This window comes from Nostoc cycadae WK-1 (assembly GCF_002897135.1).
GTDB lineage: Bacteria > Cyanobacteriota > Cyanobacteriia > Cyanobacteriales > Nostocaceae > Nostoc_B.
Window position 1 is genome coordinate 436,181 of record NZ_DF978422.1, and the last position, 22,776, is coordinate 458,956.

General features: G+C 40.4%; 24 protein-coding genes. 15 read left to right on the top strand and 9 right to left on the bottom strand.

Annotated elements, in window-relative coordinates; all coding sequences use genetic code 11:
• Positions 1-231: 231 nt before the first annotated feature.
• Positions 232-1,221, top strand: a complete 990-nt coding sequence (gene glsA, locus NCWK1_RS03930) for a glutaminase A (protein WP_103123792.1) — start codon at positions 232-234, stop codon at positions 1,219-1,221.
• 6 nt (positions 1,222-1,227) lie between these two features.
• Here glsA and NCWK1_RS03935 read toward each other — a convergent pair whose 3' ends face one another.
• Positions 1,228-1,431: an addiction module protein gene (locus tag NCWK1_RS03935; protein WP_103123793.1), complete on the bottom strand. Its 204-nt coding sequence runs from the start codon at positions 1,429-1,431 to the stop codon at positions 1,228-1,230.
• Positions 1,432-1,493: 62 nt separating this feature from the next.
• On the opposite strand from NCWK1_RS03935, the gene NCWK1_RS03940 reads away from it, so the two are divergent.
• Positions 1,494-2,681 carry an acyl-CoA dehydrogenase family protein gene (locus NCWK1_RS03940; RefSeq protein WP_103123794.1) on the top strand — a complete coding sequence of 396 codons (1,188 nt, stop codon included), beginning with the start codon at positions 1,494-1,496 and terminating at the stop codon, positions 2,679-2,681.
• A gap of 140 nt (positions 2,682-2,821) precedes the next feature.
• Here the strand turns inward: NCWK1_RS03940 and NCWK1_RS03945 are convergent, their stop codons facing one another.
• The 3 genes from NCWK1_RS03945 to NCWK1_RS03955 all read right to left on the bottom strand — a co-directional run bounded on the left by NCWK1_RS03945 (position 2,822) and on the right by NCWK1_RS03955 (position 5,717).
• Positions 2,822-3,229 (bottom strand): hypothetical protein, encoded by a 408-nt coding sequence (locus NCWK1_RS03945; protein WP_096580040.1) that lies wholly within the window; start codon positions 3,227-3,229, stop codon positions 2,822-2,824.
• A gap of 249 nt (positions 3,230-3,478) precedes the next feature.
• Entirely contained in the window at positions 3,479-4,918 is a 1,440-nt protein-coding gene (locus tag NCWK1_RS03950; RefSeq protein ID WP_103123795.1) for an MlaD family protein, read from the bottom strand.
• 16 nt (positions 4,919-4,934) lie between these two features.
• The gene (locus NCWK1_RS03955; RefSeq protein ID WP_096580036.1) at positions 4,935-5,717 is read right to left on the bottom strand and encodes an ABC transporter ATP-binding protein; all 783 of its coding nucleotides are present in this window, start codon (positions 5,715-5,717) and stop codon (positions 4,935-4,937) included.
• Between the two features lie 98 nt (positions 5,718-5,815).
• On the opposite strand from NCWK1_RS03955, the gene NCWK1_RS03960 reads away from it, so the two are divergent.
• Positions 5,816-7,321, top strand: a complete 1,506-nt coding sequence (locus tag NCWK1_RS03960) for a phytoene desaturase family protein (RefSeq protein ID WP_103123864.1) — start codon at positions 5,816-5,818, stop codon at positions 7,319-7,321.
• Positions 7,322-7,340: 19 nt separating this feature from the next.
• Positions 7,341-7,997, top strand: a complete 657-nt coding sequence (locus NCWK1_RS03965) for a hypothetical protein (RefSeq protein WP_103123796.1) — start codon at positions 7,341-7,343, stop codon at positions 7,995-7,997.
• Between the two features lie 129 nt (positions 7,998-8,126).
• On the opposite strand, the gene NCWK1_RS03970 is transcribed toward NCWK1_RS03965, so the two are convergent.
• Positions 8,127-8,762 (bottom strand): restriction endonuclease subunit R, encoded by a 636-nt coding sequence (locus NCWK1_RS03970; protein WP_103123797.1) that lies wholly within the window; start codon positions 8,760-8,762, stop codon positions 8,127-8,129.
• A gap of 311 nt (positions 8,763-9,073) precedes the next feature.
• On the opposite strand from NCWK1_RS03970, the gene NCWK1_RS03975 reads away from it, so the two are divergent.
• Entirely contained in the window at positions 9,074-9,505 is a 432-nt protein-coding gene (locus NCWK1_RS03975) for a DUF6918 family protein (RefSeq protein WP_103123798.1), read from the top strand.
• Between the two features lie 280 nt (positions 9,506-9,785).
• On the opposite strand, the gene rpiA is transcribed toward NCWK1_RS03975, so the two are convergent.
• Positions 9,786-10,493 carry a ribose-5-phosphate isomerase RpiA gene (gene rpiA, locus NCWK1_RS03980; protein WP_096580028.1) on the bottom strand — a complete coding sequence of 236 codons (708 nt, stop codon included), beginning with the start codon at positions 10,491-10,493 and terminating at the stop codon, positions 9,786-9,788.
• 264 nt (positions 10,494-10,757) lie between these two features.
• Here rpiA and NCWK1_RS03985 point away from each other — a divergent pair, with 264 nt between their 5' ends.
• The 3 genes from NCWK1_RS03985 (at position 10,758) to NCWK1_RS03995 (ending at position 14,355) form a co-directional block, all read left to right on the top strand.
• Positions 10,758-11,063 carry a glutaredoxin family protein gene (locus tag NCWK1_RS03985; protein ID WP_096580027.1) on the top strand — a complete coding sequence of 102 codons (306 nt, stop codon included), beginning with the start codon at positions 10,758-10,760 and terminating at the stop codon, positions 11,061-11,063.
• 32 nt (positions 11,064-11,095) lie between these two features.
• The gene (locus NCWK1_RS03990) at positions 11,096-12,583 is read left to right on the top strand and encodes a UDP-N-acetylmuramoyl-L-alanyl-D-glutamate--2,6-diaminopimelate ligase (RefSeq protein ID WP_103123799.1); all 1,488 of its coding nucleotides are present in this window, start codon (positions 11,096-11,098) and stop codon (positions 12,581-12,583) included.
• A gap of 356 nt (positions 12,584-12,939) precedes the next feature.
• Positions 12,940-14,355 carry a DICT sensory domain-containing protein gene (locus NCWK1_RS03995; protein ID WP_103123800.1) on the top strand — a complete coding sequence of 472 codons (1,416 nt, stop codon included), beginning with the start codon at positions 12,940-12,942 and terminating at the stop codon, positions 14,353-14,355.
• Positions 14,356-14,385: 30 nt separating this feature from the next.
• Here NCWK1_RS03995 and ygfZ read toward each other — a convergent pair whose 3' ends face one another.
• The gene (gene ygfZ / locus NCWK1_RS04000) at positions 14,386-15,369 is read right to left on the bottom strand and encodes a CAF17-like 4Fe-4S cluster assembly/insertion protein YgfZ (protein WP_103123801.1); all 984 of its coding nucleotides are present in this window, start codon (positions 15,367-15,369) and stop codon (positions 14,386-14,388) included.
• Between the two features lie 608 nt (positions 15,370-15,977).
• Between ygfZ and NCWK1_RS29370 the strand changes: the two genes are divergently transcribed.
• From NCWK1_RS29370 to NCWK1_RS04015, 4 genes are all read left to right on the top strand, one after another.
• Entirely contained in the window at positions 15,978-16,115 is a 138-nt protein-coding gene (locus NCWK1_RS29370) for a hypothetical protein (RefSeq protein ID WP_062294792.1), read from the top strand.
• Between the two features lie 179 nt (positions 16,116-16,294).
• Positions 16,295-16,744, top strand: a complete 450-nt coding sequence (locus NCWK1_RS04005; protein WP_103123802.1) for a tellurite resistance TerB family protein — start codon at positions 16,295-16,297, stop codon at positions 16,742-16,744.
• Between the two features lie 387 nt (positions 16,745-17,131).
• The gene (locus tag NCWK1_RS04010; RefSeq protein ID WP_096580017.1) at positions 17,132-17,680 is read left to right on the top strand and encodes a 1,2-dihydroxy-3-keto-5-methylthiopentene dioxygenase; all 549 of its coding nucleotides are present in this window, start codon (positions 17,132-17,134) and stop codon (positions 17,678-17,680) included.
• Positions 17,681-17,764: 84 nt separating this feature from the next.
• Complete coding sequence (locus NCWK1_RS04015; protein ID WP_103123803.1) at positions 17,765-18,223, top strand: peroxiredoxin; 459 nt, start codon at positions 17,765-17,767, stop codon at positions 18,221-18,223.
• 77 nt (positions 18,224-18,300) lie between these two features.
• On the opposite strand, the gene hpf is transcribed toward NCWK1_RS04015, so the two are convergent.
• Complete coding sequence (gene hpf / locus NCWK1_RS04020; RefSeq protein WP_096580013.1) at positions 18,301-18,951, bottom strand: ribosome hibernation-promoting factor, HPF/YfiA family; 651 nt, start codon at positions 18,949-18,951, stop codon at positions 18,301-18,303.
• A gap of 435 nt (positions 18,952-19,386) precedes the next feature.
• On the opposite strand from hpf, the gene lipB reads away from it, so the two are divergent.
• Both lipB and NCWK1_RS04030 read left to right on the top strand, forming a co-directional pair.
• Positions 19,387-20,058 (top strand): lipoyl(octanoyl) transferase LipB, encoded by a 672-nt coding sequence (gene lipB, locus NCWK1_RS04025; RefSeq protein WP_103123804.1) that lies wholly within the window; start codon positions 19,387-19,389, stop codon positions 20,056-20,058.
• 158 nt (positions 20,059-20,216) lie between these two features.
• Positions 20,217-20,417, top strand: a complete 201-nt coding sequence (locus tag NCWK1_RS04030; protein WP_245894818.1) for a hypothetical protein — start codon at positions 20,217-20,219, stop codon at positions 20,415-20,417.
• A gap of 19 nt (positions 20,418-20,436) precedes the next feature.
• On the opposite strand, the gene NCWK1_RS04035 is transcribed toward NCWK1_RS04030, so the two are convergent.
• Positions 20,437-21,192: an amino acid ABC transporter ATP-binding protein gene (locus NCWK1_RS04035; RefSeq protein ID WP_096580007.1), complete on the bottom strand. Its 756-nt coding sequence runs from the start codon at positions 21,190-21,192 to the stop codon at positions 20,437-20,439.
• Between the two features lie 18 nt (positions 21,193-21,210).
• On the opposite strand from NCWK1_RS04035, the gene NCWK1_RS04040 reads away from it, so the two are divergent.
• On the top strand, positions 21,211-22,749 hold the full coding sequence (locus tag NCWK1_RS04040) for an ABC transporter permease subunit (protein WP_103123806.1): 1,539 nt from the start codon (positions 21,211-21,213) through the stop codon (positions 22,747-22,749).
• The last annotated feature ends 27 nt before the right edge of the window (positions 22,750-22,776 follow it).

Here is a 22,776-nt window from a genome sequence, read left to right on the forward strand (position 1 = left end):
TTTATAAAAAGTAATTTTAAAAACCAGTAATATTCGCAATCATGGGCGAAAAAATTGGGTGCTTTTGTAACTAATATTTTTTACAATTAAAAGAAAAATAAGAATGAGAAAATTAAAAAATACCAGTGGACGTATATTTATGAATTTAGCAATGTAGCAAAAATTACAATAAAAATCGACTACCCGAAATAATTAATCATCTATGATTTTCTCAAATAAACTATCAGCTTCATGGCAAAACAAGCAAATTCAGTAGATTTAGAAATAGTTTCATCATCATTGTTATCTGTTCTCCAAGATTTGCATTCTAAGTACAAGTCTTTGCAAGAGGGTGCAGTCGCAAACTATATTCCAGAATTAGCTAAGGTAAACCCGGATTTATTTAGCATTTGCATCGTGACTGTAGATGGTCAAGTTTACGAAGTTGGAGATTACCAGCAGCTATTTACTATCCAGTCCATGTCTAAAGTCTTTGCTTACGGACTAGCCCTAGAAGATCATGGGCGAGATTATGTATTGACAAGAGTGGGTGTAGAACCAACAGGAGAAGCATTCAACTCAATTGTTTTAGATGAGCGATCAAAGCGACCATATAACCCAATGGTAAATGCTGGAGCGATCGCCACCACCAGCTTAATTAAAGGAGAGGGTGCAACCGAACGCCTCAACCGCATCCTAGAGATGTTCCGCCGCTACACTGGTCATGATGTATTTGTCGATATGTCTATATTTACTTCCGAACGCAGCACCGGACATCGTAACCGTGCAATGGCACACCTGATGCTGAACTTTGGTATGATTGACCAAAATATTGAAGAAGCATTAGACCTTTATTTTAAGCAGTGTGCCGTGATAGTGAATTGTCACGACTTAGCCGTGATGGCCGCGACATTGGCGAACAAAGGAATAAACCCCATCACAGGCGAACGAGCTGTAGACCATCAATATATAAAGGATATTCTCAGCGTTATGTACACCTGTGGAATGTACAACTTTGCTGGCGAATGGGCGTATACAGTCGGTATTCCTGCTAAAAGTGGCGTTTGCGGCGGAATTTTTGCAGTTGTCCCCAATCAAATGGGTATAGGAGTATTTTCGCCACCCTTAGATGCGCGTGGTAACAGTGTTCGTGGAGTCGAAGTCTGTCAAGCACTTTCCCAGCAGTTATGTCTACATCTATTTGAATGTGGCGGTAGCTCAAAAATAGGGAGTGAGGAGTAGAAATTATTATTGAGCAAAACCAAGTCGCTGCTTAACCTGCTCCCAACATGAACCCTGGTTTGGGTTTTGTCGATGCAGTTCTTCTTTTTGCTCCTCACTCAGAGTTACTGCATTACTATCAGTCAGAATGCTGTCCCATAAATCTTCTGCAAGCTGCATTCGCTCAGATATGGTGAGTTCAGAAATATCAACTTTTAATATAGGGTGCATAGTTATTTGCAATTTATTGACTATTATCTGTACTTTTAAGTCAATTTTTAGCTGGAATTAAAATGAAGCAAGTAGTATTAAAAACCTTTGTCAATCAAGGCTTAGAAACTTCTTTGTCACTTTCTGATCAAGTTAAAACCCTATCGCAAGATTTTGCGACTCGCGCCGCAGTGCATGATAAAGATGGTTCATTTCCTTTTGAAAATTTTACGGCGCTGCATCAAGCGGGACTTTTGGGTTTAACTATTCCCCGTGATTTGGGTGGACAAGATTTAGGGCTGGCTAGTATTTGTCAAGTTATTGAGGGGATAGCCTGTGGTGATGCTTCTACGGCGTTAGTGTTGAACATGCACTATTTACAACACGCTAAAGCTAATCGTAGTCGTTCCTGGCATCCTGAAGTATACAAGAAAGTTTGTCGGGAAGCGATCGCCAACTCCGCCCTCATCAACGCCGCCCGTGTAGAACCAGAGTTAGGTACACCAGCTAGAGGCGGTTTACCAGCAACAACAGCCCAAAAAACAGCACAAGGTTGGTTGTTAAGTGGGCATAAGCAATATACAACAGGTAGTCCAATTCTGCGCTACTTTGTGGTTTGGGCGAAAAAAACCGAAGATGAACCCCAAGTTGGTAATTTTTTAGTTCCTCGTGACTTACCTGGGGTACAAATTGTCGAAACTTGGGATCATTTAGGGATGAGAGCGACTGGGAGTCATGATTTAATTTTAGAAAATGTTCTAATTCCCGATGAATATGCGTTAGATATTCGTCCTGTCTCTATTAAATCACCACCAGACCCGATGACAGCCGTATGGAACAGTTTGACATTGAGTGCATTGTATTTAGGAGTTGCCACAGCTGCGCGAGACTGGTTAATAGAATATCTTGGCGATCGCACTCCGTCAAATTTGGGAACACCACTCGCCAGTTTGTCACGCTTTCAAACAGCAGTAGGTGAAATCGAAGCACTGCTATATGCTAACCGCATACTAATTTACAACTTGGCACAAGAACTGGATAAAAGTGAGTCTGCACCTAATGTAGAATTACAAGCACAAGCTGTAAAATATCTCAGCACAACTAATTCAATCCGTGCTGTAGAAATTGGTTTGCAACTTATTGGTAATCCAGGATTAACAAGAAAGAATCCCTTAGAACGACACTATCGTGACGTTTTATGCAGCCGTATTCACACGCCACAAAATGACGTGATTTGTCAATCATTAGGGAAAGCTGCATTAGATATGTAAAAGTGCTGAGTAAGGTAAATAAAACCTCTCTTAAAAAATTTAAGAGAGGTTATGGGTGGAGTTTTATGAAAGAATCGGCGAGTGAGAGTGATCTACATAGAATTTAAAAGTCAGAATATTGCTGCTAAATTCTTCAATGACTAAACTATTCCTGGGCCTCTACCGCGTTCATCACCTTTTTCTGTTAATTCGCCTTCCTTATCTTCTTTGACTTCTTGAAGTTCCTCTACGCGTTGTGCAGTATCTTCTACAACTTCTTGACGCGCATCACCGGGAACCTCATAGTACATTTCTGGTTCAATTGCGTAGTTATTTAACAAACCTTCTTTATCTACAGTGTAACCGTCTGTAGTGTGGATGCTTTCGGCATCGGTTTGGTCGTCAGTAGGCGCATCTGCTTCTCTTTGCTCTGTGGGTAATGTTTTATATAATTCTCCCTCTCTTTTTTTACGAGCAGCAGTTTCAGCAGGAACAATCCCTCTGTCATACGTATCTACTTCTGCTCTTTCAGATGAATCTACTGCTTTTTTAAATTTTTCATTAGCCATAAATCATGTCCTCGAATTTAAAGAAAAGTATTTTGTTCAATAGCTTCGAGAACTAGAGTAGGATGTTGAAGATAGTATATCTACTATCTTGAGAAGAGATTTCAAGCAAAAAAACTAAATTAATTCTATGTCTTGAGATGTATTTTATCCCAATCCTCTCAAATTCAACAAAAAATATAGCCGCAAGTAGATACATCTGGACAGTAATGGATGCAATGATAAATCTACTATTGGTCAATTGATAGTTATTTACTGCTCTGTTTCCCTTTTTTTACTATGTTCTCGTAATTGCTGCAATAACTTTTCTTGGGACGAATTCAAAGTTACGTAATCAGTAGTTTGAGACTGTTTATCTACACCTTTCACAACAGTAGTTGCGGGATTAATTACACCTGTTGGTTCGCTAGTGACTGGTGTAGGAAAAACGATATTTTGTTTGATAGCTGCTACTTTCATAGCATCTAAAGTTGCGGCAAACTGAACTTGCTGCTGCATTTGTTGTGTAGAAGAAACTAAGCCGCTTAAACCGTTGACCAATTGAAGAAGATTTTTTCTAAAAGTTGGATCACCTGTCAACTCATCTAAATCAGATGTAATTTTTTGGGTATTTTCAAAAGTGACTCTAGCTGAGTCTAAAGTTTGTTGTAGTAGTAAAGCATTTTTGGGGTCATTTAAAGTTTTTGTCGCATCGCGTAAATTAGCAGAAGCTTGGGCTGCATTAGCTGAAAGTGCTTCTAAATTTTTAATCACTTCTCCTTGAGTTAAGCGATTAAGTGATGGTGATAAATTGGTGACAGTAGCGCGTAATTGATTACTGGTTTCGGTAATATTATTCAGAGCGCCAACTAAGGATGAACGATTAGTAGTTACCAAATCATCCAAGTTAGTCAGCAAACGATTGGCCTTATTCGCTGTTAAGCCAAATTCTTTAGCTGTTGCACCAAATTGATTAGCAGTTACGCTTAACTGATTTGCTGTTTTAGTGGTAGATGCAGTGAGTTCATTTGTGGCGCGTTGTACAGAATTAGCTGTTGCACCAAATGTACTTAGCTGTCCTTGAAAGCCTTTCGTTAAACCTCTCGCATCTTGACTGAGGGCTGCAACGCTGGTAGCGGCGGCGGCGGAACTTTCTAAAAGTCGGTTAACTCTTTGATAAAATTTCGGATCGTTGTATAAGGTAGCTAATTCAGTGCTACTGCGAATCAGGTCATCAACACTAATACCAATTTGACCTTTTAAACGAGAACCATTACAAACAATTAAGTTTGGATTGCAGCCTTTTTCTAAAGGTTTAGCCTTCACATCAGCGACAAGTGATGTTCTTGGTGTAATGTCGATAATACTTTCACTAATCAATCCACTTTGGTTAGCATCAATGCTGACATCATTGGGAATTATTAGATCAGCTGGAGCAATTTCTACTTCTACATCAATAGCATTTGACTTTGGACGAATATCTGAAATTTTGCCGACCTTCACGCCACGATAACGAACTGATGCACCTCTTTGCATTCCTCCGGCGTTGGCAAATTCGACAACAAATTTATACGAGCTACGTGCTGCACTAACTCCATTCAACCACAGAATAATCACCCCAAAGGAACCCAGTCCTAGCAAGAGCAATAAACCCACTGAACCTTCTCTGAGCGTTCGTCTAGAAGTGAAGCGGTTTGTGATAAATTCTCGCATTTGTTCCTCCAACCACCTAACCAACAACCTGAATCGGCCCTTGCACGCTCCCACTCACAAATTGTCTAATTAATGGGTGGTCGGTGCTATCCATGTCATTAACTGTACCTTGCCACTGCACTCTACCTTGGTAGAGAAACACTAGTCTATCAGCTGTCCGGCGAATCGTACTATCTTGGTGGGTAACAATGGCATAAGTGCTACAAACTCCGTGCATACTTTGTAAATCACGAATCAAGTCTTCAATGACTGTCGAAGCAATCGGGTCTAGTCCGGCTGTGGGTTCATCGTAAAGTAAAACTTCTGGCCCTTCTTTGGGATTTTCGGGGTTGGACATAATCGCACGGGCAAAACTCACCCGTTTCCGCATCCCGCCAGAAAGTTCCGAAGGGTAGAGATGACTGATTCCTGGTAGACCCACCATGTCTAATTTTTCTTTGACTAGTTCTTGAATTTGCGATCGCGGTAACTTGGAATTTTGATACAGTAAAAATCCCACGTTCTCATCCACATTCAAAGAATCAAATAACGCCGCTTGCTGAAACACCATCCCAATACCAATGGGGTCAGCACTATCTTCTATCAACCCTTCACGCCGGACTCCTTGGACATAGATTTCGCCCTCATCCGGGTTAGTTAGTCCCGCTATTACTCGCAAAATTGTTGATTTCCCAGTCCCGGAAGGGCCGATAATTCCTAGTGCTTCGCCTCGGTAAATTGTCAAGTCCACATTATCTAAAACCTTATTGTTACCAAAGGACTTAGAAACGCCTTTCAGTTCAATTAGTGGTTCAGTCATTAGTCAAAAGTCAAGGGTCAAGGGTCAAGGGTCAAAAGTCAAAAGTCAAAAGTCAAAAGTTATTAGTATTTAGACAAATGACAATGGACAAAGTACAAATGACAAACAACGATGTCATAGTTATCGGTAGCGGTATTGGCGGGTTATGTGCTGCGGCATTGCTTGCGCGGTATGGCAAGCGGGTAATTGTCTGTGAAAGCCATACAATTGCCGGTGGTGCAGCCCATAGCTTTAAACGACGAGGATTTGAATTTGATTCTGGCCCCTCTTTTTATTGTGGACTCTCAGGAACCCATAGTTTGAACCCGGTAAAACAAATTCTGGATGTTCTAGGGGAATCCCTTCAAGTTATACCTTATGATCCTTTAGGACACTACCATTTTCCTGAAGCTAGTATTGCAATTTACAGCAATTTTCAAAGATTGCATCAGGAGTTACAAACAATTACACCCCAAGGTGCAGCAGAGTTTCAGAATTTTGCCGCCCGGTTGTTAGGCTTGTATGAGGGGATGAAAGATATACCTACTTTGGCTTTACGGGCTGATTGGCAGGTAATTTTTGTATTACTGAATTATGCGCGATCGCTGGCTAAAATGTTACCGTATTTGCCTTTGGTGCAGTCTTCGGCTGGCGCTGTTATGGATGCGACAGTTAAAGACCCTTGGGTACGCAGACTCATCGATGTAGAATGCTTTTTGCTGTCTGGCTTAAAGGCAGAGGGTACAATTGCCCCAGAAGTTGCTTTTATGTTGGGTGAACGTGGGCGTGGCGTAGAGTACCCAGTTGGAGGAAGCGCCGCAATTGTCAATGCTTTAGTACGTGGATTAGAACGTTGGGGTGGCAAGTTAAGCGTAGGCTGTCACGTTGAGCAAATTCTCGTGGAATCTGGTAAAGCTGTAGGTGTGCGGTTAAAAAACGGCGAAATTCTGTCAGCACCGATTGTTATTTCCAACGCCACAATTTGGGATACTTACAATCAACTCCTGCGTCCTGAAGATTTACCCACAGCTTACCGTCAAACTGCACTACATACACCCACAGTTGATAGTTTCATCCATTTACATTTGGGTATTCGTGGCGATGGCTTAGAAAATTTAACAGGACATCATGTTGTAGTTCACGACTCTCAGCAAGATATCACCACACCAGGTAATACTTGCATGATTTCTATTCCTAGTGTGTGGGATGCAACCCTCGCACCAAAGAGACATCATGTAGTTCATGCTTACACCCTGGAACCGTTTGCTGGCTGGGAACGAAATAATAATTATGAACAGCAGAAAAAAGAGAAAGCCCAAACTTTATACCACGCCTTAGAGCGAATTATCCCCGATATTCGAGAACGTGTAGTGTTAGAACTTATCGGGACACCATTAACTCATAGCCATTATTTACGAAGATATCAGGGAACCTATGGCCCGGCTATTGCTGCGGGTAAAGGGATGTTTCCGAGTACACACACGCCAATTTCCGGTTTATATCGTGTCGGTGATAGCACCATGCCAGGAATTGGTGTACCAGCAGTTGCCGCTTCTGGTATTTTATGTGCAAATAGCTTGGTGGAGCGATCGCAAACAGTAGAATTATTAGCAGAACTGAAATAAACCGAAAAATACTCATAAAATGCCAAATTATTTAGCTTATTTATCCTTAATTTTGTTGGGGATTTTACTAATTCTCATCGTGTATATAGCTTATTTATATTTCACAACTGTAAATAAACTAAATAAGGCTCTGCATCAATCTCAACTACCTGAAGAATTAGTTAATTTCCCTGTTTATTCCTCTACACCAGAAGAATATTCATCTGTTAAAATCCGCATTGCTGCCTTTATAGAGGCTTGTAATAATAACAGAACCTTTGAATTACATTTAACTGCTAATGATTTAAATTGTCTTCGCAATAAAGGTCATGAACCTAACATAGAGTCATTGAAACGACCAGAATATTATGAAATTACAGAAAACAAGATTATAGAAAGAAGAGTAGTTTTTCCTTGGCCATTTAATCGTTATAGATGTATTAATGATGTTAAATATATTGATTTTATTTTCAAAAATGGTGGACTGATAGAACAAAGTTCAATTATGGCTAGACATAATAAAGAAATACCTAAAGCTAGGCAAAATTTTATAGAATATCCAATTATTCAATCTAAGTTATTGCTACAAGTTTTTAGTCACGGTTTCAATGGTACAGAAAACTCAAATTTAATGAATATAATCGAGAAAATTAAAAATATTAAAATCAATAATAGTGAATTTATTTTTTATATTTGAATACTATATATAGCAATCCTATAAAAAATGCTGACAGAGGCTTTAGCTTTGAATAAAGGTTTTTACATGACATTTTAAAGCTATCGCACTTTCAGCGTATCCAAAAGCTTTGGCTGAATATTAGTAACTTTATAACTGACAAATTGCTTTGAGAACCTGCAATAATTCCATTGCCCGCATCGATTCCATAAAATTTAACAACGGCAGTAGTTGATATACTGGCGGGTTGCCTTGTTCGATATAGACAAATTGATAACTCCTACCGTTAGTCGTTAAACCCCAAGCTGATTTTTGATTATCTAAACTTTTATAAGCATAAGTTAGTAATTGAGGTAATCCAGTAAATATATCAATTTGACTATTTTTAGATTCAATTAATAGCAACCAGAAATATGCTTGAGGTTTTGTATTTTTGGCTTTACTAATCGCTAAAATATCAAATCTGCCTTTAGTTATTGTGTCTTCATCTTCTACTTCAATATCAGCAATGTTCTCTTCTAAAACAATCTCTATGGGATAGCGATAAAAGCCAGCTAATCGCAGTAAAGGCGCAACTGCAAGAAACTTGACTTGCCCTTCGGAAACTTTACCTGTATTTAGATATCTATCAAAATCATTTTGAATCTGCTTTAGTTCTTGCTGTTCTTCTTGGCTCAGAGATTCTAAAGATAATAGGTTAGAAAATGAATCATTGTACTGCTTTTGAAAGCCAAACAAACGATGAACTTCTTCTAAAGATAAATTACGTGCGTTAAGTAATGTCATTGATTTATAATTTTGCCAGTAATTATTTAATTATATAATTTGCCAAAACCTAAATCGCTCATTACTCTAAAACATCGATCGCAATAATATTACTGAAGAGTATGTGTGTTTTAGTACATAGCTTGATTAAACATGAGAGAGCGATCGCTCATCAAGTTATTGCGAAAATTTCTGACTCACAATCACCCAAGTCTGTCAACATACAGAAGCAAGGCTACGAAAATGCTCTGGCTCTGTTAACATTTTTTATAATTTCCTACTTGTGGGAAAAATAGAGAACAGCGATCGCCTTAACATCATGGAGGAGTGAAATGGGACTGAGCGACAAACTTTTAAACTCAGACAAGAGAGCAATGGTTATTGATGACTGTTGCAAATTGTTAGAAACACAACTCACTTCTAAGTCAGGTATTAGCGGTATTGGACTCAAAGCTGCTTATGCAGCGCTGAAAGGAGTTAAGCCAGGATATATCGCCTACGCCGTTGAGCAACTTTTACCAGACTGCTTTACAGCCCTTGATCCGATGTGGAATGAAGGCGTACAAAATGGTGATCCAGTGGCGCACCTTGCTACAAATAAATCTCGCACAGCAGACGCACTATTGAGCATTACTGATGCCAGAGCGAAGAAGGTGTCACGGCCAATTGTGCGGGGAACTTATGAAAAACTTAGAGGTTCAGTTAAACCCTATATAGAAGAGGCTGTACCCGATTTTGCACAGGTAATTAATAAGTACGCTTAATTCGAGTGCTGAGTAAAGAATCGGCTATTTAAAAATAGGGAAGGATGGGGTGTAAAAGCATAAACTAACGCCGTGTGCAACTTTCTCTCAAACCTAACCCCCAACCCCTTACGCCAGTTGCTACAACGGGGGGAACCCCCGCAACGCACTGGCTCCCCTACAAGGGAAGGGGAGCAAGATTCAAAGCCTCTCTCCTTGTAGGGGAGAGGTTTGGAGAGGGGTTTCAAAAATAAGTTGCACATTGCATCAACTATAAAAACCCTTACACCCAGCTAAAATATTACAACTGCCTAACTACTGGCTGACCATCTATAACTTCGCCAACTAAAACGACATCTGCACAGTTGACGAAGATACCGTTTTCTAAAACGCCAGGAATGTTATTGAGGATTTTTTCTAAATTCACTGGGTCGTCAATGGAGTCAAATCTGACATCAAGGACAAAGTTACCTTGGTCTGTGATGACTGGCCCGGCTTTTTTGATACCCATACGTAGTTCTGGTTTACCGCCAAGTTGCTTAATGGCATTGGTAACAGGAGTAATTGCCATTGGGATAACTTCTACGGGTACTGCAAACACAGAACCTAAGCGGTCAACTAACTTACCACTGTCTACGACAACAATGAATTGACTGGCTAAGTAATCTACCACTTTTTCGCGGGTATGTGCTGCACCGCCACCTTTAATCAAATTCTTTTGGGGGTCAACTTCATCTGCGCCATCAATAGCGATATCGATGTGGTCAACAGCATCCAAAGTGGTGAGAGGAACACCATATTCCTTGGCTAATACTTCTGATTGAAAAGAAGTAGGAATACCCACAATATCTTTAAGTTCACCAGATTTGAGGCGATCGCCTAAATACTGAATTGTATAAGCTGTTGTTGAACCCGTACCTAAACCGACAATTGAACCTGATTTTACTAGTAGGGCAGCAGCTTTACCAACCTCTTGCTTCATTAACTTTACAGGATCTGTTGCGGTCATTCCCAAAACTCCACAAAAACTGACTATAGTCCATATTAGAAGGCAGATGACCCACACTCGCTTTTTTCTGGTGCTGAATTGAAGGTGCTGTTAGCGGTAGCGGGGCGTTTAGCTCGTGCTGAGTTAGGATTAGTAAGAATTTCAGACTTCATACTAGCCTGCGGCAAGCCCTTCGGGTTCAGCAGTTGCTTCAAGTCGGGGAATCCGCCCAACGCACTGCTTCACCGCTAAAAGCGTCTACACACTTCATACTTCATAATTTCTATGCGATTGATTTTATACAGTAAACCCGGTTGTCATCTGTGCGAGGGCTTACAGGAAAAATTAGAACAAATTTTAGAGACACAAAATTTTACTACTGTAGAGTTAGAGATTCGTGACATTACAACTCGTGAAGATTGGTTACTAGCTTATCAATATGAAGTCCCAGTGCTGGTTTTAGCCAATCTCCCCGGTGCGGAAGCTTTTGAACAACCTCTACCGCGTCCTTCTCCCCGTGCAAATGTCCAGCAAATTCAGCAAATGTTGTGTAAGTATTTATCCAATATCAAAAAAAATGATGCAGAATAAGCGCAAGATAAGCGTGTGGCGAGGTTCACAAGATGAAATTGCGGGAATTACTAGCAGCAGTAAACAATGTGGCACAATTGCCTAACAATCCTAATTTGGCAGATGCGGAAGTTAAGGGGTTAAAAACCAATTCCCATGCTTGCAGTGAGGGAGATTTATTTATTGGAATGCCAGGGACACGGGTAGACGGTGGCGAATTTTGGCCAAGTGCGATCGCCTCTGGTGCGGTAGCGGCCATTGTTTCTGCCGAAGCTGCCGAAAAAAATCCTCCCTCGCCGGAGGCTGTAGTGATTAGTGCTAGTGATATGACTCAAGCTTGCGCGCAAATAGCAGCGGCTTTTTACGATTATCCCGGACAAAAACTCAAATTAGTGGGCGTTACTGGTACCAACGGTAAAACAACCACTACTCACCTGATTGAATTTCTTCTGAATAAAGCTCATCTCGCTACGGCTTTGATGGGGACTTTATACACTCGCTGGCCGGGTTTTGTACAGACTGCTATTCACACTACGCCTTTTGCGGTGGAACTACAACAGCAGTTGGCAGCAGCTGTCAATGCTGGCTGTGAGTTTGGCGCAATGGAAGTGAGTTCTCACGCTTTGGCGCAAGGTCGAGTTTTGGGTTGTCCGTTTGAGGTGGGAGTATTTACCAATCTCACCCAAGACCATCTGGACTATCACAGCGATATGGAGGATTATTTTGCAGCGAAGGCGTTGTTATTTAGCCCCGAATATCTCAAGGGAAAGGCAGTAATCAACGCTGATGACTCCTACGGTAAACAATTAATCGCCCGATTACCATCAGAACAAGTCTGGAGTTACAGTGTCAGCGATCGCCATGCTAATTTGTGGATGAGCGATTTAAATTATCAGCCCAATGGTGTGAGTGGTATTCTTCATACACCAAAGGGTGAAGTTGCGTTTCGTTCACCATTGGTTGGTCAATATAATTTAGAAAATGTCTTGGCTGCGGTGGGCGCAGTTTTACATTTAGGACTAGATTTACAGTTAATCGCCGCTGCAATTGGTGATTTTCCTGGCGTTCCTGGACGGATGGAACGAGTGCAAATCAGTCCGCAACAAGATATCAGCGTGATTGTTGATTATGCCCATACCCCCGATAGCTTAGAAAACTTACTCAAAGCTGCACGGCCGTTTATTCCCGGTAAAATGATTTGCGTGTTTGGTTGTGGTGGCGATCGCGATCGCACTAAACGCCCAAAAATGGGTAAAATCGCCGCAGAGTTAGCAGATGTGGCTGTTGTCACTTCCGATAATCCCCGCACCGAAGACCCAGAAAAAATTTTGCAAGATGTTTTAGCCGGAATTCCGGACACTGTGCAACCGACTGTAATTTGCGATCGGGCTACAGCTATTCGTACCGCAATTTTACAAGCTCAACCGGGTGATGGAGTGTTGTTAGCGGGCAAAGGTCATGAAGACTATCAAATTCTCGGTACAGAAAAAATCCACTTTGATGACCGAGAACACGCACGGGAGGCTTTATTGGCCAGATAAGGAAAACCTGAAGTGTGAAGTGTGTAGACGCTTTTAGCGGTGAAGCAGTGCGTTGGGCGGGTTCCCCGACTTGAAGCAACTGCTGAACCCGAAGGGCTTGCCGCAGGCTAGTATGAAGTATGAAATTGTGAATCAGGCTTGTGGGCTTGTCCAAAACCATAATGTTAGAATCATCAACGAAATTACTCGGATTTCGCCATCTAATTCACATTAGCCATTGTTTCGCACTTCATACTTTCTTCCTCACCAATACTCGTTTATAACTTAATGTATTTTACGTAGTCTTTTTGTAACAATCACTTACATGAAATTGACAATCAATGACATAATTATTTCTTCCTTGTTGTGCTTGACTCATGAATGATTCTCTGCGTAAGGAGCTATCCGTATATCAGTTGGCTTTGGGAGTGGAAACACCACCTCAACCATTGCCAAGCAATCCTGCGAGTATGTTATCGCTGTTGAGGTCGCAAATCGATTTATTGATTGAACAGCAAATTACCGCAACTTTTTGGGTTAAGTTACCACCAGGAAAAATTTGGCACGCAGAATTAAAACGTTATCAATCTGCGATGCGTGAAACTGGAGTAATTAATATTTGTCGAATAGAGAAAATAAATGCTGGGGAAGAAGAAAAAGTTACAGGTGAAACTATCCCAACTCAGCCAAATTGGGTACAACTATTATCAAACTATCAATTACGACGAGAATACTTTTTTATAGTATCCTCGCCGCAATTTTGTAGTTTAATTGTGGCGCGGCGACCACGAAAAAGAAATCAAAACCGCCACTCTAATAAAACCAAGGCCAGTAAAATTCCGTCATTACTAGCGGTAATGACAATGGAAGGCAGAATAATTCAGCAAGTTTTAGATAGTCTAAAACAGGTGGCTGCACCGGAATCATCTGAAGTTTTTCCGGCTGAATTGATTTACCCAAGTACAACCGAACCAGCACTCATCAGTCAACTATTGGCAAAACAACTCCAACGCCAAAATTCCATTCAACGTCAAATTGCTAATAAACGTATTGCTAAGTTACAAGTCCAAAATCAAAAGCTGCAAAATAAAGAGCAACTCAAAGATGATTATTTAAGCAGTGTATGTCAGGAACTGCGAACACCTTTAACACACATGAAAACAGCATTGTCGCTGTTAAATTCTCCTACACTTAAACCGCCCCAGCGACAACGATATTTACAAATGCTGAATACTCAGTGCGATCGCCAGAGTATCCTCATCACTGGTCTATTAGATCTTGTTAATCTAGAACATAACTTAGAAGCCACAAGCCTAGAATTAGTCCGTCTAGCGGATATTGTACCCGGAGTAGTTAGCACCTACCAGCCTGTAGCTCAAGAAAAAGGCATTATGCTGGCCTACACTGTACCTACAGAACTACCAGACGTTTGGTGTGTCACAGGTGGACTGAAACAGATAGTAATTAATGTGCTACATAACAGCATTAAATTTACCCCTAAAGGTGGGCAAGTTTGGGTGCGATCGCGTGTTCAAGGAGATTACGTACAGTTAGAATTCCGTGATACAGGTATTGGCATTGCGGAAACCGAAATTGGCAAAATTTTTGACTGCTTTTATCGGGTGCGTTCAGGAACCACTGAAGACTTGAGTGGTGCTGGATTAGGTTTAACTATTGTTAAGCGGTTATTGTGGCGCTGTGGAGGTTCTATTTCTGTCAGAAGTAAACTAGATGAGGGGTCTACTTTTACAGTTCAGTTAGTGACAAATCGCCACAAAATTCCGTTTAAATAATTCCTAGTTTTTCAGTCTCACGCAAAGAGTTTACGGATACTCATGAGAGACGAATGGGATATCCACAATTTCACCTTCAACTTCTCCCACTTTTACCTTTAAGCCAATACCGCCGGCTTTGGTGCGGATGTAACCGAGTCCAAAGTAACCTTCACTAGTTTCGGTATAACTAGTCAGTTTACCAATTTTCTCATCTCCAAGGGCGATCGCACTACCAACTTCTACTGGGGCGCTGAGGCGAATTCCCCACAAGTTTTGTTTGACTCCTTTATAGGTATTTAAGCGCGCAATGGTTTCTTGCCCAATGTAACAACCTTTATTTAAAGAAATAGTCTGCCATAAACCCACTTCCAGCGGATTGTAGTCATCTGTTAGTTCTGCATCTGGGATTGGTCTTCCTTGAATAATACGTAACGTATCCCAAGCGCGATCGCTCAATTCTACAGCCCCAAATTCTAAAATTTGTTGCCACACTTTTTGTTTCTCGGTAGCTGGCAGAATTAAGGTATATCCAGGTAAAGCCAAGCCACTACCTACAGCTACAATCACTCCACTATCAACTAACAAATGATTGCTGTCTGGTTGACCAATAATTGCCCCAGCACCTAATTTTTCTATAATGGCATCACTATTTGGGCCAATCAGGCTAAAGGTTGCAGTTTCTTCTGTGACATCGGTTAACTGCACCTTATCAGCAAAAAAGATGTAGCGATCTAGCCATTGCATTAAAAACTCTCGACGATTGGGCGAGACTAACAGCAGTACTGCATCATCAAGAATGTATGCACTCACTAAGTCAATTGTGCGGGCAGTGGATGTGACCATCACCGTATCACAACCTTGCCCTGGTTTTAGGCTTTGAAAATCGTTAGTAGTTTGATTGTGCAAAAAGCGGATGCGGTCGTCATCTGCAACGCGAATGCGTCCCCAAAAAGAGCGATCGCACACAGCCACTCCTTCTCTTGCGGCTTGGATAGCTGCTGCGTCTTTACCGTCAATTGTTGATGTTGGCATGATAGTGAAAAGTTGCTCTGTTTTAAAGTTTACGCACTGGAAATCTTAGCAAATCCAGGTTTACCGCTTCAATGACAGGCATTACTCTCAACTTTATTTACAATTCTTTACAAAATTTGGTTCAAAATTACGACTAGCAGCTTAATCATCTTTTGTACCCCTAGTAGTAATGAACTAATCAAAAAATTTATTGAAAAAAACAGCTGAAAGTTAAAAATTAATTTACTACAACTTTGCTCACCAGTATGTAATTGACAATATTATGTAGTATTAACGTCTATATTGCTTTAAAAAGAGGTATTTTATGGTTATTTAGCAACTGGAAATTATACCCAAATAAACGTTATATGTTATTTAACTTACTAATTTAATAGCTAATTTTGCGGTTATTTAGACAGCATAATTTTCTATATTAAAAATTTTCCGTATTTTTATTTACCAAATTCTGCTGAAATTTACAGAATCTTCAGAAAGAAAAATTTAGAAAACTCTGACTGAGGAGCTAAAGTTTTGTTAAGATGCAATTGCTAGGAATTTTTCAGCGGGAATCATAGTCAGCGTGTTGAAAAATAAGTACTACTAGCCACACAGAGTTCAAAGGTGACGCAATGACCACCTATATTTTCTTTGATGATGCCCTTCGGATGCTTACTAACGCCTATTTGCTATCAGCAGTCCTGCTAATCGCAGCTTCTGGTATAGGATTGGCAGTGATAGAAACAATTGAAAAAACAGGAGAACGCTAACTTTTGACCTTGCAGGTGGACTACTTGCCAAAAATCACCAAGTGCAAGTAAATGTTCGCCATAAAGAAATCCTGGGAACACTAGATTTTGAAAGTCTCACAGCGTTGCAGAACTACCTGCAAGTTCAGAACCTACAGGTAACTGTACGCTACTGAGACCCAAATCCAGGAGCAAAAACCATGAATTCATTAGACACAATCTTTAGGAAAGAAAACCAAGCCCCAGAAAAATTGACATCATCTGAAGCTTTTGCAGCTATTGCTTTGATCGCAGTTACTTCAGAGGATTTTCTTTCAGAACAACAAGTGCGTAGTATATCTTCTGTATTGTCACGACTCAAGCTTTTTAGCAATTATTCCGAAGATCTCATTGAGAATCTGTTAGAAAAAAACCTCAATATTCTTCGGTATGATGGTTTTAATGCTTTATTTAATGCAGCTAAAGAATCTTTATCACCAGAACTCAGAGAAGTAGCTTTCGCTGTCGCTGCTGATTTGGTAATGACCCAAAGTATAGTCACAGAAGAAGAAAAAAATTTTTTAACCGATTTTTATCAGGCTTTAGATATTCCTCGTGATAGTGCTATTAAAATCTTGCAAGTTTTAATGGTAAAAAATCAGAGCTTATGAGTTTAACGTAGTCTAACTCATCTAAGTATATTCTGTGATTTTCTCTAACTTGACTTACTTCAAGATCGATTTGGCTGCTTAAAATTAATCAGCACACTGTAATAGTTATGTGAATCAGCATAACTCGCCACCACAGTTATTTTATCGCAGAAAACAAGAAGACACGCTTTGGATATTACTGTGTCTGAATCTGGGGATTTTCAAACTGTCCTAATCTATTTTTTTGTTGGTTAGTTTTATTTAAAATCAAGAATGGGTCGCTTTTGGTGTAGGATTCTATAGTTATATAATAGATACAAATACTACAGTATGCCGATAGGCAATTGTGGTTTATTGTGTCAAATTTGAGTATACTTTTTTTAACAGTTAATTATAAATTTTTTTGTCATGGCGATCCTATTACTAGAAGATGGTACAGTCGAGAGCGATTTAAGTGAGATAGTGCGTGAACTTGCGCCTGTTGGGGTGTATCTCAAGCATTATGATCCAGGAACATCGCTGCTGTTCGCCAATCTCCTAGAACAGGATGTTTTAAATGCTTTAGAGAAAGACTACATTGTTGACTTGCATAACAGTGTCTTTGAATTTCTCCAACAAGAAAATGGTTCTCTCTGGTGTGATTTGCTAAATGTGCATCCAGGTGTGCCTAATCTGAAGATGCTGCTGGATACATATAGTCGTTACCATACACACACTGCGGTTGAACCGTTGTATGTCTTAGCAGGAGAGATGATTTTTGGCTTTGTCAGACCTGATGGTAGCCAAGTACAGCTTTTAGTTCAATCTCAAGACTATATTTCTATCCCCGCGGGTGTAGAGCATTGGTGTAGTCTGACAGCGTCATTAAAGTTTAAAGCCGTGCGTTATTTTACCTCCGTGGAAGGTTGGGTTCCCAATTACACAGGCACTCAATTGAGCGATTCCCTCAACAAGTAGCACTAACTTTGTCGGCAATGCTTCGGAAAACGGCATAATATCATTCATAGTTAAAAATATGCGATCGCAATTTTTGAAATACCTATGGCCGTTAAAGTTGGAGATATTGCTCCTGATTTCACCTTACCTGCTCAAAATGGTGCAGCAGTTAGCTTAAAAGACTACCGTGGTCAAAAAGCTGTTGTACTGTACTTTTATCCTAAAGATGACACACCTGGATGCACAGCCGAATCTTGTGCCTTCCGCGACCAATATGAAGTGTTTAAAGATGCTGGTGCTGAAGTGATTGGTGTGAGTGGTGATTCCAGCGAATCTCACCAGCGATTTGCAGCGAAATATAATTTACCATTCACTCTCTTGAGTGATCAAGGAGACCAAGTTCGTAAGCAATATGGTGCAACTGCGGCTTTTGGTTTGTTCCCTGGTCGCGTGACATATATTATTGATCAACAGGGAGTAGTGCAGTATGTCTTTGATTCGATGTTGAACTTTCAAGGACACGTTACAGAAGCGCTGAAAACTTTGCAAACTCTCAGTAAATGAGTGCTAAGTGAATCCTAAATCCAAACTTGCTGGACTGAGGGTTGAAGGGTGGGATTTACCCACCCTATGAAGACTATTTATTTAACTGAGTGTGATTTCTCCTGCATAATGATGTTGTTGTGGGCGGCTTTACCGTTTTTACCGTTGGTATGGCCGTTATTATTCCGCGGTTGAATTACGCCGTAACCACCGTGATTGCGTTCGTAAATCACATTAATTTCTCCAGTTTCGGCATTGCGGAACATATAAAAGTCGTGTCCCACTAATTGTAATTGTTCCAATGCTTCTTCCAGAGTCATTGGTGGCATGGAAAAATATTTTGTCCGGACGACTTCGCTAGGTAATTCGGGAGTGCGATCGCCAATTAAATCTGGTACAACTGGTTCTGGTACGACTACTTCGGTTGTAGATTGAGCATGAGTTTTCTTATCTTGCCGCCTTTCTTTATATTTGCGTAATTGACGGGCAATTTTATCTGCGACTAAATCAATGCTGGCGTATAAGTTTTCGCTGCTTTCCTCGGCACGGATGACACTACCATTTGCATAAATAGTGACTTCAGCTGCTTGTTTCGGGTTAATTCGGGGATTGCGGGCTACGCTTAGGTGGACATCCACTTCATTTGTAATGTTCTGAAAGTGACTAACCGCTTTTTCTATCTTTTGATGCACGTAATCCCTAATTGCTTCGGTGATTTCAATATTTTTGCCGTGGATGACAAGCTTCATGTAAACTCTCCCGCTCTATATGTGATGTGTGATGTGAGTTTGTTTTTGTGAGAAAGGAAGTTGCGGTAAGGTCTATGACTGTCGCCAAAACAAGTTTTGTTGTAGTTTGATGTACTGTTGAGTTTGCTCTAAATTTGCTACTTTCAATTTTCACGCGTTCCCTTGATTCATATCGTCACTGGATATCTGCGCTTGTATCTTAATTCTTAGAGTCATCAGCCAGTTCATTCTTTCCTCTTGTTTTGGCGTGATGCTTATTGCAGAGAATTCCTCCTAAGACCGTTGCGGTTATTTATATATTCAAACTAGCACTTTGTATTTTCTGTAGCAGGTTCCCTTGATGTTCCTTTAAAATCCTTTGCATAGCTTGACAATTATTTTGTGCAACTATCTAACTTGCAATATATTTCATTATTCTTCCAGTTGATTTTTGACATGATCCGTAGTACTAGACCACCTCTTAACCGCTGTTTGTTATATAACAAAAAATTGATGTCTTACACAGATGCACACGCATGGCAGCGATCGCTTCTGGCAGAACGCATTCAAGACCCTAAACTAGATGATGTGCTAATCTTGCTAGAGCATCCCCCTGTCTATACTTTGGGACAGGGAGCGACACCAGAATTTCTCAAATTTGACCTTGATCACCGTGATTTTAATGTCTACAGAGTTGAGCGCGGTGGCGAAGTGACTTACCATTGTCCCGGTCAACTGGTGGGGTATCCAATTTTAAATCTGCAACGTCATTGTAAAGATTTGCATTGGTACTTGCGTCAACTGGAAGAAGTGATTATTCGGGTGTTAAGAGTTTATGGTTTGACTGGCGATCGCTTGACTGGTTTTACTGGTGTATGGTTAGAAAATCGCAAAGTTGCGGCAATTGGGATTAAAGTTAGCCGTTGGATTACCATGCACGGTTTTGCTTTTAATGTTTGTCCTGATATGACAGGCTTTCAACATATTGTTCCCTGCGGTATTGCAGATAAACCAGTCGCTAGTTTAGCCGAATGGATTCCTGATATTACCTGCGAAGAGGTGCGTCCTCATATTGTTCAATGTTTTGCAGATGTGTTTGGTGTTGATGTCGTAGAATCCACTGAATAATTGCAATTTAACAATTTTTTCTGGTGACAGTTGATTTCGTTTGAAATACTACTTAGTATCCATCAATGTGACTTTGTTCTATATCTAACCAAGTTAAAATATGGTGGTTTACCAACAAGGCGACAAATTTGTTACAGGAATCAACTCAAATCTTGCGTGTGAACTCTCTAATCAATCTACAAATGTATGCACCTGTGTTAAATTCCCTCAGACAACGCGACTGGAAAGCGTTGATAGAACTTTTTGACAGAGAAGATAGCGACGAAATTGAAGCTGACATCAACAACAATTTGCACTTGAGGACTCCTGAACCTTGTTGGGAAGATGATCCGTTTGATTTTTTGCGGGAATTTTTGTAAAAGTATGAAATTTCATACTTCACACTTTGTCGAGGCGGCTAAGGAAGGTACGCAGGCGATCGCTTTGCGGATTTGTGATCACTTCGTAAGCTGCGCCTTGTTCGGCGACAACACCTTTATCCATAAATATCACCCGATGGGCGACTTCTTTAGCAAATTGCATTTCATGGGTGACAACTACCATTGTCATTCCCTCGGCGGCTAATTGCTGCATAACTTGTAAAACTTCACCGACAAGTTCAGGATCTAAAGCGCTGGTAGGCTCATCAAATAGCATAATCTGGGGATTCATACATAAGCTACGGGCGATCGCCACTCTTTGCTTTTGTCCGCCAGAGAGTTGTTCGGGATAAGCTGAGGCTTTATCAAATAAACCAACTTTTTCTAAATATAACCCTGCGATTTGGGCGCTTTCTTTGGCAGTTTTGCCTAAAACTTTTCGCGGCGCTAGTGTGAGATTTTCTAAAACGCTGAGATGGGGAAACAAGTTGAATTGTTGAAAAACCATTCCCACTTGGGTTCGCAGTTGGCGCAGTTGTTGAGTCTGGAAATTCGGTTGAGATAACTCCATCCCGTTCACTACCAAAGAACCATGATCAATCCTTTCTAAACGGTTGAAGCATCGCAGTAAGGTACTTTTACCACAACCAGAAGCACCAATCACCGCCACAACTTCCCCTGATTGAATTTCGCCTGTGATTCCTTTGAGAACTTTCAGGGAACCAAAGTTTTTTTCAATATTTTCAAAAATAATGATAGGGTTAGAATTTTTCATAGCCCATTATAAATAAAGATGATTAGATTAAATTTTAGGCGTTGGTGGCGCTGGTTGTTGGTGGTTGGTTTGAGTTGTGCCTTACTAACTGGGTGTAGTGTGAATGATAGTACTGGCAAAACTCTGCGGGTAGCAACTGAACCAGCGTTTCCACCCTTTGAGTTTCAAGGCGCAGGCGGCAAATTGCAAGGTTTTTCCTATGATTTAATGAATGCGATCGCCACTGCTGCTAATTTTAAAGTAAGTTTTCAAAGCATACCTTTTGATGGCATTATCCCCGCCGTTCAAGCCAAAACCATAGATGCGGCGATTAGTTCCATCACCATTACTAAAGAACGCGCCCAGACAGTTGATTTTTCCCGTCCTTATTTTAAAGCGGGATTGGCGATCGCAGTTCGTAACAACAATCAAAATATTACTAGTTTGGATAGTCTCAAGAATAAAAAACTAGCCGTCCAAATTGGGACAACTGGCGCAGAAAAAGCTAAAAGTATTCCCGGCGTGCAGATTCGCAGTTTTGATTCTGCACCTCTAGCCTTGCAAGAATTAGTTAATGGGAATGTGGATGCGGTAATTAATGATGCACCTGTAACTTTATATGCCATTAATACTGGCAATCTCCAGGGTATTAAAGTTATTCAACAATTACTCACAGAAGAATATTACGGAATTGTCACTGCTAAAAACTCGCCAAATTTAACACTCATTAATGATGGTTTAGATAGAGTTCTCAAAAATGGCGAGTATTCCCAAATTTACAAAAAATGGTTTAAAGCAGAACCACCATCATTACCTACCAAGTCTCCTTTTGAAAATCAGGCTAATGGAAATAAAGCTAATTTATTCACCTCATTAAATGTAATTTGGCGGGCTTTTCCCCTACTATTACAAGGTGCATTAGTAACACTGCAATTAACAATTCTTTCTGTTGTGCTGGGTTTAGTTGGTGGTTCCCTAATAGGAATTGTTCGCCTTTCTCTGATTAAACCTGTGCGTTGGTTAGCAAGAGCATATATAGATTTCTTTCGCGGAACGCCTTTGCTGGTACAGATTTTTATGATTTATTTTGGCATACCAGCACTTGCTCAACAACTTGGTTTTACCTTGAACTTTAACCCCTTAGTTGCAGGAGTACTCGCTTTAAGTTTAAATAGCGCCGCCTATATTGCCGAAATTGTCCGCGCCGGGATTCAATCAATTGAACCAGGACAAACTGAAGCCGCGCAATCACTTGGTTTAAGTGCAACAGAAACTATGGTTTATGTAATTTTTCCCCAAGCTTTCCGGCGGATGATTCCACCTTTGGGTAATGAATTTATTAGCTTATTAAAAGATACCAGCTTGGTTTCAGTTATTGGTTTTGAAGAATTGCTACGTAAAGGACAATTGATTATCGCCGGGAACTATCGTGCCTTTGAAATCTATGCCGGTATAGCTTTAGTTTACTTGTGTTTGACACTGCTTTCTTCCCAAGTATTTAGCAAATTAGAAGTGTGGATGAATCCGCTGAGACGGCAGAAAAAGTACAATATTAATTCTTATACCAATTCCCCATGAATATGTACCTAATTTTTTGAAAAAAAT

Excerpts from the sequence above, each read along its gene's own strand:
- glsA (WP_103123792.1), top strand. The coding sequence starts at position 232 with ATGGCAAAACAAGCAAATTCAGTAGATTTAGAAATAGTTTCATCATCA.
- NCWK1_RS03935 (WP_103123793.1), bottom strand. The coding sequence starts at position 1,431 with ATGCACCCTATATTAAAAGTTGATATTTCTGAACTCACCATATCTGAG.
- NCWK1_RS03940 (WP_103123794.1), top strand. The coding sequence starts at position 1,494 with ATGAAGCAAGTAGTATTAAAAACCTTTGTCAATCAAGGCTTAGAAACT.
- NCWK1_RS03945 (WP_096580040.1), bottom strand. The coding sequence starts at position 3,229 with ATGGCTAATGAAAAATTTAAAAAAGCAGTAGATTCATCTGAAAGAGCA.
- NCWK1_RS03950 (WP_103123795.1), bottom strand. The coding sequence starts at position 4,918 with ATGCGAGAATTTATCACAAACCGCTTCACTTCTAGACGAACGCTCAGA.
- NCWK1_RS03955 (WP_096580036.1), bottom strand. The coding sequence starts at position 5,717 with ATGACTGAACCACTAATTGAACTGAAAGGCGTTTCTAAGTCCTTTGGT.
- NCWK1_RS03960 (WP_103123864.1), top strand. The coding sequence starts at position 5,816 with ATGACAAACAACGATGTCATAGTTATCGGTAGCGGTATTGGCGGGTTA.
- NCWK1_RS03965 (WP_103123796.1), top strand. The coding sequence starts at position 7,341 with ATGCCAAATTATTTAGCTTATTTATCCTTAATTTTGTTGGGGATTTTA.
- NCWK1_RS03970 (WP_103123797.1), bottom strand. The coding sequence starts at position 8,762 with ATGACATTACTTAACGCACGTAATTTATCTTTAGAAGAAGTTCATCGT.
- NCWK1_RS03975 (WP_103123798.1), top strand. The coding sequence starts at position 9,074 with ATGGGACTGAGCGACAAACTTTTAAACTCAGACAAGAGAGCAATGGTT.
- rpiA (WP_096580028.1), bottom strand. The coding sequence starts at position 10,493 with ATGACCGCAACAGATCCTGTAAAGTTAATGAAGCAAGAGGTTGGTAAA.
- NCWK1_RS03985 (WP_096580027.1), top strand. The coding sequence starts at position 10,758 with ATGCGATTGATTTTATACAGTAAACCCGGTTGTCATCTGTGCGAGGGC.
- NCWK1_RS03990 (WP_103123799.1), top strand. The coding sequence starts at position 11,096 with ATGAAATTGCGGGAATTACTAGCAGCAGTAAACAATGTGGCACAATTG.
- NCWK1_RS03995 (WP_103123800.1), top strand. The coding sequence starts at position 12,940 with ATGAATGATTCTCTGCGTAAGGAGCTATCCGTATATCAGTTGGCTTTG.
- ygfZ (WP_103123801.1), bottom strand. The coding sequence starts at position 15,369 with ATGCCAACATCAACAATTGACGGTAAAGACGCAGCAGCTATCCAAGCC.
- NCWK1_RS29370 (WP_062294792.1), top strand. The coding sequence starts at position 15,978 with ATGACCACCTATATTTTCTTTGATGATGCCCTTCGGATGCTTACTAAC.
- NCWK1_RS04005 (WP_103123802.1), top strand. The coding sequence starts at position 16,295 with ATGAATTCATTAGACACAATCTTTAGGAAAGAAAACCAAGCCCCAGAA.
- NCWK1_RS04010 (WP_096580017.1), top strand. The coding sequence starts at position 17,132 with ATGGCGATCCTATTACTAGAAGATGGTACAGTCGAGAGCGATTTAAGT.
- NCWK1_RS04015 (WP_103123803.1), top strand. The coding sequence starts at position 17,765 with ATGGCCGTTAAAGTTGGAGATATTGCTCCTGATTTCACCTTACCTGCT.
- hpf (WP_096580013.1), bottom strand. The coding sequence starts at position 18,951 with ATGAAGCTTGTCATCCACGGCAAAAATATTGAAATCACCGAAGCAATT.
- lipB (WP_103123804.1), top strand. The coding sequence starts at position 19,387 with ATGATCCGTAGTACTAGACCACCTCTTAACCGCTGTTTGTTATATAAC.
- NCWK1_RS04035 (WP_096580007.1), bottom strand. The coding sequence starts at position 21,192 with ATGAAAAATTCTAACCCTATCATTATTTTTGAAAATATTGAAAAAAAC.
- NCWK1_RS04040 (WP_103123806.1), top strand. The coding sequence starts at position 21,211 with ATGATTAGATTAAATTTTAGGCGTTGGTGGCGCTGGTTGTTGGTGGTT.